The following is a 13,743-nucleotide window of genomic DNA, read 5'->3' on the forward strand; positions in this document are numbered from 1 at the left end:
ATCGATTTCTGGCCAGAGATGGCCAGGCGTGACCGATTCAGGCGGGGTGGTCGGTGGGAAGCCGGCGGTCGAGGATCAACTGCCGGGTGTGGGCAGCGTAGCGTCCCCGGGTGCGCGGCCCATCAAGGGCCTGGTCGGACCATCGGTTCATCGCTTTGACCTTGGGTACTCGGCGCTCGGCCGCCCGGCCGCGGGCGTCCTGGTGAGGATCAGCCGTGGACGGCTGTGATCAGCCGTGGACAGCCCGGACAGCCCAGTCAGCAGCCCGGACAGCCGAGGAGCCGAGGAGCCGAACCGTATGACCGCGATCGGGCACGACGGAGGACAGGGAGGCCGAGGGAACGGGCCCGGCGGGACGATCACCACCAAGGTCCCGGCACGGCTGGACCGGCTGCCCTGGTCACGCTGGCACTGGATGATCGTGATCGGCCTCGGCACCGTATGGATCCTGGACGGTCTCGAAGTGACCGTCGTCGGCAATATCGCCAGCCGCCTCTCCGAGCCCGGCAGCGGGCTGCCCATCACCGACGCGCAGGTCACCGGGGTCGCGGCGGCCCTCTATGTGGCCGGGGCCTGCGCCGGGGCGCTGGTCTTCGGCTGGCTCACCGACCGCTACGGCCGCAAGAAACTCTTCCTCATCACCCTCGGGGTCTATCTGGCCGCCACCGCGCTCACCGCCATCGCCTTCTCCGCCTGGTGGTTCTTCCTCTTCCGCTTTCTCACCGGCTTCGGCATCGGCGGGGAGTACGCGGCCATCAACTCCGCGATCGACGAGCTGATCCCCAGCAGATACCGGGGCCGCGTCGATCTGGTCATCAACGGGAGCTTCTGGCTCGGCGCGATGGGCGGCTCGCTGCTCTCCGTGCTGATGCTCAACCCGGACTTCTTCCCGCTGAACGTCGGCTGGCGGCTCACCTTCGCCCTCGGCGTCGTCCTCGGCCTGGTCATCCTGCTGGTGCGCCGGAACGTCCCGGAGAGCCCTCGCTGGATGTTCATCCACGGCCGGGCGGAGGGCGCGGGGGAGCTGGTCGCGGCGGCCGAACGGCGGATCGAGGACGAGACCGGGCGGCGCCTCCCGGAGCCGGACAATGCCATCACCATCAAGACGCGGAAGAGCACCGGCTTCATCGAGATCGCCCGGACGCTCTTCCGGGCGTATCCCCGGCGCGCGGTCCTGGGGCTGGCCCTCTTCATCGGGCAGGCGTTCCTCTACAACGCCATCACCTTCGGCTTCGGCTCGATCCTGGTGCGGTTCTTCAATGTGCCCAGCGGCGACACCGGCTACTACTTCGCGGTCATCGCCTTCGGCAACTTCCTCGGTCCGGCCCTGCTGTGCGGGCTCTTCGACACGGTCGGCCGCCGCGTGATGATCTCGGGGACGTACATCCTGTCTGGTGTGCTGCTGTTCATCACCGCCTGGATGTTCGGCAACGGCTGGCTCAGCGCGACCACGATGACCGCCTGCTGGTGTGTGGTCCTCTTCTTCGCCTCGGCCGGTGCGAGCTCCGCGTATCTGACGGTCAGCGAGGTCTTCCCGATGGAGACGCGCGCCCTGGCCATCGCCTTCTTCTACGCCATCGGCACGGCGGCCGGAGGCATCACCGGGCCGCTGATCTTCTCGAATCTGACACAGAGCGGAGTCGTCGCCGACACCGCGCTGGCCTTCTCCATCGGGGCGGCGCTCATGGTCGCCGCCGGGCTCGTGGCCGCCTTCCTCGCCATCCCTGCCGAACAGCGCCCGCTCGAGGACATCGCCGAGCCGCTGTCCGCCCGCGCGGCGGCCGCTTCCGCCTCCGCGCACGGACCGGCCGGGGGCTGAGCGGGTCGCCCACCGCGGGTCCGCTGCTCGTCAGGTCGACGGTGGTGTCTCGCTCGCGGTCGCGTCCTCGCGGAGGCGCTCCCCGGGGCCCGTGAGCCGCGGTCGGCCGCGTTTGCGCCAGGCCACCAGCGCCCCCGCGACGGCGGGCACCGTGATGAAGGCCATCGCGAGGAGGAAGACGGGCGAGGTGGGGGTGGTGGCGCGGCTGCCCGCGACCACGTAAGCGGCGGTGTTCGGCACACTGCCCAGCCCCGTGGCCAGCAGGAACGACGGCCAGCCCATCCGTGAGACGGCCGCGCAGTAGTTGGCGGCGGCGAACGGTACGCCGGGGAACAGCCGGATCGCCAGCATGGACCGGAACCCGTGGTGGCTCAGTTGCCGGTCCGCCGCCGTGAGCCAGCGGCCCCGCAGCAGCGGACGCAGCGCGTCCTGCCCCAGCAGCCGGCCGAGACCGAAGGCGATCCCGGCGCCGATCACCGTGCCGCCGAGGGCTGTGAGCAGCCCGGCCTGGATGCCGAAGAGCGCACCGGCCGCCAGGTTCAGCAGCGGCCTGGGCACCAGCGCGGCGGTGCCCACCCCGTACGCGGCCGTGAACAGCAGCACGGCCGTCCCGCCCGACAGCTCCGGCCAGCCGTGGGTCAGCAGCCGCTGCGGCTCCCACAGCCAGACCGCGATCGCGGAACCGATGAGCAGCGCGGCGAGCAGCCCCAGCCGCGACCACGGCGAGAGGAGCACGGCGCGGGCGCGGCGCGTGGCCGGTTTCGCGGGCGGTGCGGCGACATCGAGCATCGGTGGAGCGTAACCGACCAAGCCGGGCGGGCACCGTGATGTCGTCGCGTTGTCGTCCGATTGTCGGCAGACCGTCGACAGAGGGTCGGCAGACCGTCTCGAACCAGTCGGCGAACGGCCCGAAACCAGCCGCCGGACGGCCCGAAACCGGTCGGCAGGCGGTCCGAGCCCCCGCCGGGCGGTCCGAGACCAGCCGCCGGGCCCGGGCCGGACCACCGGAAACGGGCAGGCCGGACCCCCGGCCAACCATCTCAAGGGCACCGGGCGTTCGCTCCCGGACCTCCGGTCCCACCGGCCCCGTGCACACCGAAAACCATTCGACGCGGACCGTACAGTGCGCGAAGATCACAGCATGTTCCGGCTCGCCTTCCTCACACCGACGTCCGCGGTCGCGGACGCGCCGAAGGCTGCCGTCCCCTCTCTCGCTCCGGCCGCGGTCGCCGCCCTCACCACGGATCCGCCCGCCGCCGTTCCCGCCGTCCGCCTCCACGGCGCCCGAAGCTGACCCTCCTCGGACAACTCCGACGGATCCCCCAGGGGGAGGGTCGGCGAGGTTCTGGGGTCCGCGCTTCCCACCCCCGCTGACGAGGAGAGACCGTCGCATGTCCAAGCAGACCTATGTGCGCACCAAGCCGCATCTGAACATCGGCACCATGGGCCATGTCGACCACGGCAAGACCACGCTGACCGCCGCCATCACCAAGGTGCTGAGCGAGCGCGGCACCGGCGGCGCCTACGTACCGGCGGACCGCATCGACCGGGCGCCGGAGGAGGCCGCGCGCGGCATCACCATCAACATCGCGCATGTCGAGTACGAGACCGACACCCGCCACTACGCGCATGTCGACATGCCCGGCCACGCCGACTTCATCAAGAACATGGTGACCGGCGCCGCCCAGATCGACGGGGCGATCCTCGTCGTCTCCGCGCTCGACGGTGTGATGCCGCAGACCGCCGAGCATGTGCTGCTGGCCCGTCAGGTCGGCGTCGACCACATCGTGGTGGCCCTCAACAAGGCCGACGCGGGCGACCTCGAGCTGACCGACCTCGTCGAGCTGGAGGTGCGCGAACTGCTCTCCGCGCACGGCTATCCCGGCGACACCACGCCCGTCGTACGGGTCTCCGGGCTGCGGGCGCTGGACGGCGATCCGCGGTGGACCGGGGCGATCGAGGCGCTGCTGGACGCCGTGGACATCTATGTGCCGACGCCCGTGCGCCACACCCAGGCCCCGTTCCTGCTACCGGTGGAGAACGTGCTGACCATCACCGGCCGCGGCACGGTCGTCACCGGCGCCATCGAGCGCGGCACGGTACGGGTCGGCGACCGTGTCGAGGTGCCCGGCACCGAAGTGGCCACGGTGGTCACCGGTGTGGAGACCTTCGGCAAGTCCATGGCGGCGGCCGAGGCGGGCGACAATGTCGCGCTGCTGCTGCGCGGGGTGGCGCGGGACGCGGTGCGCCGCGGCGATGTGGTGGCCGCGCCCGGCAGCCTCGTGCCGAGGCGGCGCTTCACCGCGCGGGTGTATGTGCTGTCGGAGGCCGAGGGCGGCCGGCGGACCCCGGTGTCCACCGGCTACCGCCCGCAGTTCTACCTCCGTACGGCCGATGTGGTCGGCGCCGTGGACCTGGGGCCCGTCGCGGTGGCGCGCCCCGGGGACACCGTCACCATGGCGGTCGAGCTGGGCCGCGCCGTACCGCTGGAGCCGGGGCTCGGCTTCGCGATCCGCGAGGGCGGCCGCACGGTGGGCGCGGGCACGGTGACCACCGTGCTCGACCAGGCGTAGCGACGACCGGTCCCGCTCGCCCGCCACCTCCGGCAGGAGGCGGGCGAGCGGGAGCCACGGAGCCCGTGCCGTCACGGGGCACGAGCCCCGTGACGGCACAATGAGACGGTGAACGAGCCGATACCCGTAAGCCGCGCCGTGGACGGCGGCACCGCCAAGCTGATGCCGGACCTGGACCGCCCGCACGCCTGGCTGCTCACGGTGGACGGCGCCCCGCAGTCGTATGTCGACCTCGACGATCCGGTCCATCTCGAATTCGAGTACGCGCGGCGGATCGCCCATGTCCTGGACGCGGCCGCCGACCCCGGCGCCCCGCTCGACGTTCTGCACCTGGGCGGCGGGGCGCTGATGCTGCCCCGCTATCTGGCCGCCACCCGCCCCGGCTCGCACCAGGTGGTGATCGAGGCCGACCGGGGGCTGCTGGAGCTGGTCACCGAGCATCTTCCACTGCCGTCCGACGCGGGGATCACGGTGCGGCCGCAGGACGCCCGGACGGCGCTGGAGACCGCGTCCGAGGGGTCCGCCGATGTCATCGTGGCCGATGTCTTCGGCGGTTCGCGGGTGCCCGCGCATCTGACCTCCGTGGAGTACGCCCGCGCCGCGGCCCGGGTGCTGCGGCCGGGCGGCTGGTACGTCGCGAATCTGGCCGACGGGGCGCCGTTCGCCTTCCTCCGCTCCCAACTGGCCACCTACCGCACGGCGTTCGCGTATCTCGCCCTGATCGCGGAGCCGTCCGTGCTGCGCGGCCGCCGGTTCGGCAACGCCGTGCTGGTGGCCTCCCGGTCCGAACCGCCGGTCGCCGTGCTGGCCCGCCGCACGGCGGCCGACGCCTTCCCGGCCAGGGTCGAGTACGGGGCGGCGCTGGAGCGTTTCATGGGCGGCGCGGAGCCGGTACGGGACGCGGACGCCACACCGTCGCCCGAACCGCCGGACGGGGCGTTCAGCGTGGGCTGACCTGCTCCGGGGCGGTGTCCGTGGCGGCCGGTCCGCCCTCGGTGACGGGCGTGGTCTCGCGCCGGCGCAGCCGCCGTACGTCCGGGACCGCCAGCACCGCCAGCGTCAGCGCCAGGATCAGCGCCGAACAGCCCCACAGCGACGCCGACCGGCCGAACGTCTCCTCGGCCGGGCCCGCGAGCGCCGTGGCGACCGGCACCATGGCGACCGAGCCGAACCAGTCGTACGCCGAGACCCGCGACAGCTTGTCCTCGGAGATCTCCTGGTGCAGCGCGGTCATCCAGGACACCCCGAACACCTCGACCGAGAGGCCGACCAGGAACATCACCACGACCAGTGCCGGAATCGCCACCGGGACGGCCAGCGCGGCGGATGGCAGGGCGAGCGGCAGGATGCTCAAGGAGCCCGCGAGCAGCAGCCGCCGTGGCCGCCAGCGCATCATCAGCAGACCGCCCAGGATGGTGCCCGCGCCGAACGCCGCGAGCGCGAACCCCCAGGGGCGCGCGCCACCCAGATGCTCCTCGGCGACCAGCGGGCCGAACACCGACTCGGCCGCCCCCACCACCGCGTTGACGACGGCGAACTGCACGATGATGGACCACAGCCAGGGCCGGGAGATGACTTCGTGCCAGCCCTCGCGCAGATCCCGCAGCATGCCGCCCCCGGGTTTCCGCCGGGCCACGGCGCTGACGTCGAGCAGGGCGCGCAGGGCGGCCGCGATCGCGAACGCGGCGGCGTCGACGGCCAGCATCCAGCCGGGGCCGACCACCGCGATCAGCGCACCGCCGACCGCCGCCCCGCCGATCTGCGCACCGTTCATGCCCATCCGGAACAGCGCGAAGGCGCGGGCGGCCTGTTCGCCGGTGACGCTGGAGAGCAGCATGCCCTCGGCGGCGGGGGAGAAGAACGCCTGCCCGGTGCCGCCGAGCGCGGAGAGCACGGCCATCTGCCACAGCCGCGCCTCGCCGGACAGGACGAGCACGGCGAAGAGCGCCTGCGAGAGGCAGTTGAGGCTGTTGGCGGCGACCATCACCCGGTGGCGGGGCAGCCGGTCCGCCAGCGCGCCGCCGATCAGCAGGAAGACGACCAGCGGAAGCGTGCGGGCCGCCGCCACGAGCCCGACGTCGCCGCCGTCCCCACCCGCCTCCAGCACCGCGAACGCCGCCGCGATGAGGGCTCCGGCGTTTCCGAGGCCCGTCACCACGGCGGCGGTGGTCAGCAGTGTGTAGTTGCGACCCGCCCACGCGGGGCGGCGCGGTCGGCGGCGCGGGGCCGGAGGAGTCGTCACATCGGGACTATCCCTGGGGGCGGGCCCCGGCGTCCAACCGTATTCCGGCCGCCGTCGGCGGGCGGTCAGTCGGTGGTCAGGAGACCTCCGACTTCACCGGCCGCAGCGAACTCATGATCTTCTTGATGGTGGAGTCCGGGACCTCTTCCTTGGTGCCCTTGACGGAGTAGAGGACCCACGTCGCGAAGTCACCGTTGGTGTCCGTGTAGGTCACCGTGACGGACTTGCCGTCAGTGGTGCACTTGTCGGTCTTCTTCACGCCGGTGACGGTGGCCGACGCGGTGTAGCCCTTGAGGCCGTGGTCGCTGGTGAACTTCTTGGCGTCGGTGACCTTACGGGTCCCGGTCTGGTCCTGGTCGAAGGCGGCGAAGACCCAGTTCTCGGCCTCGATCTTGGCGGCCGACGCCTCGCTCTTGGCGCCCTGCGCACCCTTGGAGCCCGCTCCGGCGGCATGGCTCTTGTTGACGTAGCCGTCCTTGTCCTTGACCGAGCAGTAGTCCTTCTTGTACCTGGCCGGAGCGGACATGACAACGAGCGGCTTGCCCTTGTCGTCCTCGAAGCCCGTGCTCAGCCCCGGCGATTCGACCGTCCACTCCGGGGGGACGTCGAAGGCGTTGTGCCGCTTGGGGCTGACCACCGGCTTCCAGCCGGGTATGACCGCCTTGACGTCGCCGGCGTCGCCTCCGGCGCGCGGGTTGTCCGCACCGCCGCCGGCCGGGTCCTCGGTCGTCGGTTCGTCGGAGGCCGGAGCGGACGAGGGGGCGGTGGACGTCTTGTCCTTCCCCTTGGACTCGTCACCGCCGCCGCTGTCGTCCTTGCCCAGGACCAGCGCACCGGTGATGGCGGCGGCCGCGACGACCGCGATCGCCGCGACGATGGCGATGGTCGTCGTCCGCTTCTTGTTGTCGCGCGGCGGCTGCGGCGCGCCGGGCGGGCCGGACGGCGCGCCCCACTGCTGGCCGGTCGGCTGCGGCGGCCCCTGAGGCGGACCCTGCGGCGGGCCGTAATCGGGCTGCTGCGGCTGGCCGTAGCCCGGCTGCTGCCCGTACCCCGGCTGCTGCGGCTGGCCCGGCTGCCCCGGCTGCTGCTGGGGAGGCTGCTGATAGGGATTCGGCTGCTGGTATCCCGGCTGCTGATACGGGTTGGACTGGTCGTATCCCGGCTGCTGGTACCCCGGCTGCTGATAGGGGTTCTGACCTTGCGGGTTGTTCTGCTCGCCCCCGGGCGGCTGCTGTCCTGGCCACATGGCGAGTAACGATAGAGGGGGCCGATGACGGCTGCTACGTCTGCCCTGCGAACCGCCCCTTCCGCCGTTTGCTACTGGATGGTAACTTCCGTGGCATGTCAGAAACTCAGCCTTCCGTCGGTGAGATGCTCGCCGCCACGGTTCCCATGGTGCGCACCCTGAACCTGGAGTTCCTCGAGGCGTCGCCCGAGCGAGCGGTGCTGCGCCTGCCGGACCAGCCCGACTTCCACAACCACGTCGGCGGCCCCCACGCGGGCGCGATGTTCACCCTGGCCGAGTCCGCGAGCGGCGCGATCGTGCTGGCGGCGTTCGGCGATCAGCTCGGCCGTGCCGTGCCGCTGGCCGTGCGCGCCGAGATCGGCTACAAGAAGCTCGCCAAGGGTCCCGTCACCGCGACCGCCACCCTCGGCCGGACCGCCGCCGAGGTGGTCGCCGAGCTGGACGCGGGGAAGCGCCCCGAATTCCCGGTGAACATCGCGATCACCCGGGAGGACGGCGCGGTCACGGGCGAGATGTCCATCGTATGGACCCTGCGTCCCCAGTCCTGAGCGGTCATCCCTTCGCCGGAGTCGACGCGAGCGGGAGCACGACCTGGGGATGATGGCGACCGCGCGCCGATTGAGTAGTCTTCCCGGGGTGCGCCGCACTCCCGTCCGGCGCACGCCGGGAAGCGATCGCCACATGGGGAGGAACCGGCGTTGCATATCGAGGAATGGCTTGAGACCGTACCCGCGGTCAGCGTGTATCTGCTGGTGGGTCTCGTCATCGGCCTGGAGAGCCTGGGAATCCCGCTTCCCGGTGAGATCGTCCTCGTCAGCGCGACGCTGCTGGCGGCCTCGCAGGACCACATCAACCCCTACGTCCTCGGCGCCAGCGCCATCGCGGGCGCGGTGATCGGCGACTCCATCGGCTATCTCATCGGCCGCAAGGGCGGACAGCCACTCCTCACCTGGCTGGGCCGTAAATTCCCCAAGCATTTCAGCGCCGAACATGTGGCGACCGCCGAGCGCTCCTTCCAGAAGTGGGGCATGTGGGCGGTCTTCGTCGGCCGCTTCATCGCGCTGCTGCGTATCTTCGCGGGCCCGCTCGCGGGTGTGCTTCAGATGCCGTACTGGAAGTTCCTCATCGCCAATGTGCTCGGCGGCATCATCTGGGCCGGTGGCACCACCGCGGTCATCTACTCCCTGGGCAAGGTCGCCGAGGACTGGCTCAAGCGCTTCTCCTGGCTCGGGCTCGTACTGGCCCTGCTCTTCGGGCTCGGCTCGATGCTCGTCATGAAGTGGCGCTCCAAGAAGGCCAAGCCCGCCGCGGTCACGGCGGCCGACTCCGAGACGGCCGAGCCGCCGCAGCCGGTCCCGGCCGGCGACTAGGACGGCCCCGCCGGTCGAAGCGATCCGGCGACCAGAGCGGCCCCCGCCGGTCGAAGCGATGGGACCGGCCAGGGCGAGGAACGTGAAGGGGACGACCAGGTGGGAGTAACGGTGCACGACGCCTTGATCATGGGAATCAGCGGCAAGGAGCCACAGATCGCCCCCGAGGCGTTTGTCGCCCCCACCTCGGTGGTGATCGGCGAGGTCGTGCTGGCCGCGGGATCGAGCCTCTGGTACCAGGCGGTGCTACGGGGCGACGGCGGCCCCATCGTCATCGGCGCCGACAGCAATATCCAGGACAATTGCACGGTGCACGTCGACCCCGGATTCCCCGTCTCGATCGGCGAGCGGGTCTCCGTCGGGCACAACGCGGTCGTGCACGGTTGCACGGTCGAGGACGATGTGCTGATCGGCATGGGGGCCACGGTCCTCAACGGCGCCCGGGTCGGTACCGGATCGCTGGTCGCCGCCCAGGCCCTGGTGCCGCAGGGGATGGAGATACCGCCCGGCTCCCTGGTGGCCGGAGTGCCGGCGAAGGTCAAGCGCGCCCTCACCGACGAGGAACGGGAAGGCATCAAGCTCAACGCCCAGGTGTACGCGGACCGGGCGAAGCAGTACCGGGAAGCGCTCAGAGGCGGCGAGTAGCTCGATGTGATCGGATGGTGGTCATGGACTGGGAAGCCTTCGCCGAGCGCATGGCCACCATGGCGCGGGACCTGCTGGCGCAGGCATCCGTGGAGGCCACTCTCGAGCGGATCTCCGAGTGCGCTGTGGACATCGTGGACGGCTGCGACGCGGCCGGCATTCTGATGCTCCACGGCAAGCGGGCGGAGTCCCTCGCCCCCACCGACGGTCTGGTGGTCCGCTCCGACCGGCTTCAGGAGCGGCTCGGCGAGGGGCCCTGCTACGACGCCGCCCGGCGGCTGGGCGGTGAGCGGGTCTTCCGGATCAGGGACTTCACCCAGCCCGAGGAGCGCTGGCCGGCCTTCGTCAGCCAGGCCCGCGACCTCGGCATCGGCAGCATGATGGGATTCCTGCTCTACACCGAGCACGAGGACCTCGGCGCCCTGAACCTCTACTCGGCGCGCCCCGCCGCCTTCACCAAGGCCAGCGAGACGGCCGGCTGGCTGCTCGCCTCGCACGCCGCGGTCGCCTTCTCCAGCGCCCGTACCGCGGACCAGCTCCAGCGGGCGATCGAGACCCGGCACACCATCGGGGAGGCCATGGGCATCCTCATGGAACGGCTGAAGATCACCGAGGATGACGCCTTCGCGCTGATGCGGCGGGTGTCCCAGGAGCGGAACGTCAAGCTGCGCGACCTCGCCCGGCAGATCTGCGAGAGCGGCGGTATCGACGGCTGACGGGCGGTGCGACGGCTGACGGGTGGTATCGACGGCTGACGCATCGGGACGGGCGGTATGCGGTATCGACGGCTGACGCATCGGGACGGGCGGTATGCGGTATCGACGGCTGACGCATCGGGACGGGCGGTATGCGGTATCGACGGCTGACGCATCGGCCGGAGCCGACGCATCAGCCGAACGGCTCTTCCGGCCCGTGGTCTGGACCGGAAGGGCCTGGCCACCGAGTTCCCCCGGGGGTTCGCCGACGGCTTGCGGGGCGGGTACCCGGCCCGCCCGGTGCGACACCCTCATCCGTCCGCCCTCATCCGTCCTTGGACAGGACGTGCGGGGCGTGGGTCCTGACCGCCTCCATCAGCTCGCCCATCGACGGGTTCACCATGGGCCGGCCCGCCACCGTCACGGTCGGCACGGTCTCGTTCCCGTCCGCGACCGATCGGACGAACGCGGCCGCCTCCGGATCCCGCCAGATGTTCACCTCGGTGTGCCGCAGCTTGGCGAGGCGCAGCCGCGTACGCAGGTGCATGCAGAACGGGCACAGCGGCCGCCAGTACACCACCACTCCGTCTTGGTCCTCACGGTCCGCCATCACGAATCCCCTCCTCGAGCCGCCGGGTCGGGCGCCGCACCGAGCGTAGCCGTGTCCCGTACCCACTCGGAGGGGTCCGTACCGGGCGCCAGGTGGCGACGAGGGCCGCGGCCAGCAGGAGTTCGGCGACGTCGCCGCCGTAGTACATGATCTCCGCGCCGCCCTGGACCTCGGCGATCGGGGCGTGGACCCCGACCCAGAAGCCTCCGTACATCAGTTGGGCGATGGTGGCGTGGGCCGCGATGGCGAGACCGAGGACCACCAGCCGGGCCGGCACACCGGGCCGGGCGGGGGCCGGGTCGGGACCGGCGATGACATACGCGAACAGCCAGCCGGAGAGCAGGAAATGGGCGTGCGTGAACCAGTGCCACCCGGGTCGGCCCATGACGGTGTCGTAGAGGGGGGTGAAGTACAGCAGCACCAACCCGCCGGTGGTCAGCAGCAGGGCGGTGACGGGGTGGGCGAGCAGCCGCGCGGGGCGGGAGCGCAGCACGGCGGTCAGCCGTCGGCCGCGGTGTGGGGGCAGGGCGCGCAGCAGCAGGGTGACCGGGGCCGCGAGCACCAGCGCGAGGGGTGCGTACATCCCGAGCAGCAGATGCTGGGCCATATGGCCGCGGAAGTCCCGATGGGCGAACGGTGCGAGTGGGGGGAGCAGCGCCACGGCCAGGAGGACGAGCCCGGCCGCGAAGCTCAGCGATCGCGTGGGCGGCCAGCCCTGGGCGGGGTTGCGGCGGCGGGCCCGGCGGACGGCCAGTGCGTAGGCGGCGGCACACACCAGCAGGGCGAGGGCGGGCAGCCATACGTCCAGGGGGCCGCCGCCCCCGCCACCCCCACCGCCCCCGCCGTGCCCATGGGCGGGGTGCGCCGCGCCGCCACCCATCACACGTGTCCGGTGGCGCGGGGCGCCTCGGGGTCGGAGGCCGTGCCGCCGCGTTGCAGCAGATGGCCACCGGCCACCAGAAGGGCGCCCAGGATCAGGAAACCGGCGTCCCACCACGGCTGCTCCGGGCCGCTGCGGACATGGTGGATGCCGAGGATCTGGTGATCCAGCACCCCCTCGACCAGGTTGAACAGGCCCCAGCCGACCAGGATCCAGCCCCACAGGACGCGCGAGCCCCACACCCGGCGGCGGTCGTGGGTGACCCGGGCGTAGAGCAGGGCCAGCCCCAGCAGGACCGCGATCCAGCACACGGCGTGGAAGATCCCGTCCCACACGGTGTTCATCTCCAGCCCGGAGACGGTGTGCGGGTTGTAGTACCTGACCCCGACGCGGTCGTGGTTGGTGCTGCTGAGCATGTGATGCCACTGAAGCAGTTGGTGCAGCAGGATCCCGTCGAGGAATCCGCCGAGCCCCACGCCCAGCACGATCCCCGGCAGCCGGATGGTGTGCGGTGTGGGCAGACCGGCCCGGGTTTCGTCCGCCGTGGTGGCCATCACCGCTCTCCGTCCTGACGACAGTTCTGACGACGGTCCCGACGGCAGGGTGTTCCCGCGCGCCCGTCGCCACCACGGTTTCCCGGCCGGACGGGCTTCGTCACCGGTCCGCGCCGTCTTTCCGCCATACGCCGAGCCGGGGCGGGGTGGGGCGAGCCCGGACGGGAGCCGGCGGCGTGAGCTCAGCCGGGCCGGGGCGGGGCGGCGTGGGCTCAGCGGGGCCGGGGCGGGGTGAGGTGGCGTGGACTTAGCCGAGCCGAGCCGGAGCGGGTGGGGCTCAGCCGGGCCGAGCCAGTTCAAGGTGAAGCCGGGGCGGGTCGTCCGTCAGGCGGCGGTGACGGTGAACAGCCCGCCGTCCGGGTCGCGCAGGATCGCCTGACGGCCCGTGGGGGAGGCGGTCGGCGCGAGGGCGACGGTGCCTCCGGCGGCGCGGGCCGCCGCCACCGCGGCCGTCACATCGGGGACGCGGAAGTGGACGTACCAGCGCGGCCGGACCTCCGGGTCGGGGGCCTGCTCGACGGCGCCGCCGTGGACCACCGCCAGCTTGCGCCCCGCCTTGCGCACGGTCACCTCGTCGTTCTCGTACCCGATCGAGCAGTTGCCCGCCGGGGATGCCCAGCCGAAGACCTCGCCGTAGAAGAGGGCGGCCGCGAACGCGTCACGGGTGCGCAGCTCCAGCCAGGGCGGGGCGCCGTCCGGACCCGACGGCCAGCCGGGCAGCGCCTCGCCCGCCCAGAAGCCGAAGACGGCGCCGTCGCGGTCGGCGGCCAGCGCGGCGCGGCGGCCCGGGCCGAAGGGGAGCGGGCCGACGCCGACGGTGCCGCCCCGCTCATGGATCCGTGCCGCTGTGGCGTCCGCGTCCTCGACGGCGAAGAACGGCGTCCAGGCGGCCGCGCTCCGGAGGCTGCTCGCGAGTGCTCCGACCCCGGCCACCGGCGCGCCGCCGAACAGCGCCGTACGGAACTCCTCACCCCGCCCGGTGGGACGCCAGGTCCACCCGAGCACCGCGGTGTAGAACTCCTGCGCCGCCTGGAGGCTGGGGGCGGCGAGACTCACCCAGCAGGGGAATCCCGGCCGTGCGTGGCCGATCGGCTTCATGGGCACCACTC

15 protein-coding genes are annotated in these 13,743 nt (G+C 72.1%); 8 read left to right on the top strand and 7 right to left on the bottom strand.

What is annotated here, in order from left to right; translation table 11 throughout:
* Nucleotides 1-298 precede the first annotated feature (298 nt).
* Nucleotides 299-1,819, top strand: coding sequence for an MFS transporter (locus ACK1X7_RS41020; RefSeq protein WP_385146683.1), 1,521 nt, complete (start codon nt 299-301; stop codon nt 1,817-1,819).
* A gap of 30 nt (nt 1,820-1,849) precedes the next feature.
* Here the strand turns inward: ACK1X7_RS41020 and ACK1X7_RS41025 are convergent, their stop codons facing one another.
* A complete protein-coding gene (locus ACK1X7_RS41025) occupies nt 1,850-2,608 on the bottom strand; it encodes a TVP38/TMEM64 family protein (RefSeq protein ID WP_390795600.1) in 759 nt (252 codons plus the stop codon).
* 352 nt (nt 2,609-2,960) lie between these two features.
* Here ACK1X7_RS41025 and ACK1X7_RS41030 point away from each other — a divergent pair, with 352 nt between their 5' ends.
* The 3 genes from ACK1X7_RS41030 to ACK1X7_RS41040 all read left to right on the top strand — a co-directional run bounded on the left by ACK1X7_RS41030 (nt 2,961) and on the right by ACK1X7_RS41040 (nt 5,346).
* Nucleotides 2,961-3,113, top strand: a complete 153-nt coding sequence (locus tag ACK1X7_RS41030) for a hypothetical protein (protein WP_216341183.1) — start codon at nt 2,961-2,963, stop codon at nt 3,111-3,113.
* Nucleotides 3,114-3,210: 97 nt separating this feature from the next.
* Entirely contained in the window at nt 3,211-4,392 is a 1,182-nt protein-coding gene (gene tuf / locus ACK1X7_RS41035) for an elongation factor Tu (protein WP_398161609.1), read from the top strand.
* A gap of 108 nt (nt 4,393-4,500) precedes the next feature.
* Nucleotides 4,501-5,346 carry a spermidine synthase gene (locus tag ACK1X7_RS41040; RefSeq protein ID WP_385151997.1) on the top strand — a complete coding sequence of 282 codons (846 nt, stop codon included), beginning with the start codon at nt 4,501-4,503 and terminating at the stop codon, nt 5,344-5,346.
* Here ACK1X7_RS41040 and ACK1X7_RS41045 read toward each other — a convergent pair.
* Both ACK1X7_RS41045 and ACK1X7_RS41050 read right to left on the bottom strand, forming a co-directional pair.
* Nucleotides 5,333-6,634 (bottom strand): MFS transporter, encoded by a 1,302-nt coding sequence (locus ACK1X7_RS41045; RefSeq protein ID WP_398161611.1) that lies wholly within the window; start codon nt 6,632-6,634, stop codon nt 5,333-5,335. The genes ACK1X7_RS41040 and ACK1X7_RS41045 overlap by 14 nt on opposite strands.
* A 76-nt stretch (nt 6,635-6,710) precedes the next feature.
* Complete coding sequence (locus ACK1X7_RS41050; RefSeq protein WP_385152003.1) at nt 6,711-7,880, bottom strand: hypothetical protein; 1,170 nt, start codon at nt 7,878-7,880, stop codon at nt 6,711-6,713.
* Between the two features lie 95 nt (nt 7,881-7,975).
* On the opposite strand from ACK1X7_RS41050, the gene ACK1X7_RS41055 reads away from it, so the two are divergent.
* The 4 genes from ACK1X7_RS41055 (at nt 7,976) to ACK1X7_RS41070 (ending at nt 10,611) form a co-directional block, all read left to right on the top strand.
* Entirely contained in the window at nt 7,976-8,428 is a 453-nt protein-coding gene (locus ACK1X7_RS41055) for a DUF4442 domain-containing protein (protein WP_093466689.1), read from the top strand.
* Between the two features lie 150 nt (nt 8,429-8,578).
* Nucleotides 8,579-9,250 carry a DedA family protein gene (locus ACK1X7_RS41060; RefSeq protein WP_385152006.1) on the top strand — a complete coding sequence of 224 codons (672 nt, stop codon included), beginning with the start codon at nt 8,579-8,581 and terminating at the stop codon, nt 9,248-9,250.
* Between the two features lie 129 nt (nt 9,251-9,379).
* Nucleotides 9,380-9,895 carry a gamma carbonic anhydrase family protein gene (locus ACK1X7_RS41065; protein WP_385152047.1) on the top strand — a complete coding sequence of 172 codons (516 nt, stop codon included), beginning with the start codon at nt 9,380-9,382 and terminating at the stop codon, nt 9,893-9,895.
* Between the two features lie 23 nt (nt 9,896-9,918).
* A complete protein-coding gene (locus tag ACK1X7_RS41070; RefSeq protein ID WP_385152009.1) occupies nt 9,919-10,611 on the top strand; it encodes a GAF and ANTAR domain-containing protein in 693 nt (230 codons plus the stop codon).
* Between the two features lie 304 nt (nt 10,612-10,915).
* Here ACK1X7_RS41070 and ACK1X7_RS41075 read toward each other — a convergent pair whose 3' ends face one another.
* The 4 genes from ACK1X7_RS41075 to ACK1X7_RS41090 all read right to left on the bottom strand — a co-directional run bounded on the left by ACK1X7_RS41075 (nt 10,916) and on the right by ACK1X7_RS41090 (nt 13,732).
* A complete protein-coding gene (locus ACK1X7_RS41075) occupies nt 10,916-11,200 on the bottom strand; it encodes a glutaredoxin domain-containing protein (protein WP_216341191.1) in 285 nt (94 codons plus the stop codon).
* Nucleotides 11,187-12,080: a cytochrome c oxidase assembly protein gene (locus ACK1X7_RS41080; protein ID WP_385152013.1), complete on the bottom strand. Its 894-nt coding sequence runs from the start codon at nt 12,078-12,080 to the stop codon at nt 11,187-11,189. The genes ACK1X7_RS41075 and ACK1X7_RS41080 overlap by 14 nt, the downstream gene beginning before the upstream one ends.
* Nucleotides 12,080-12,634, bottom strand: coding sequence for a DUF2243 domain-containing protein (locus ACK1X7_RS41085; RefSeq protein WP_385152016.1), 555 nt, complete (start codon nt 12,632-12,634; stop codon nt 12,080-12,082). Before ACK1X7_RS41085 ends, ACK1X7_RS41080 begins: the two co-directional genes overlap by 1 nt.
* Nucleotides 12,635-12,958: 324 nt before the next feature.
* Entirely contained in the window at nt 12,959-13,732 is a 774-nt protein-coding gene (locus ACK1X7_RS41090) for a VOC family protein (protein WP_413116461.1), read from the bottom strand.
* Nucleotides 13,733-13,743: the final 11 nt, after the last annotated feature.

Source organism: Streptomyces sp. CY-1 (assembly GCF_047218265.1).
Classification (GTDB): domain Bacteria; phylum Actinomycetota; class Actinomycetes; order Streptomycetales; family Streptomycetaceae; genus Streptomyces; species Streptomyces niphimycinicus.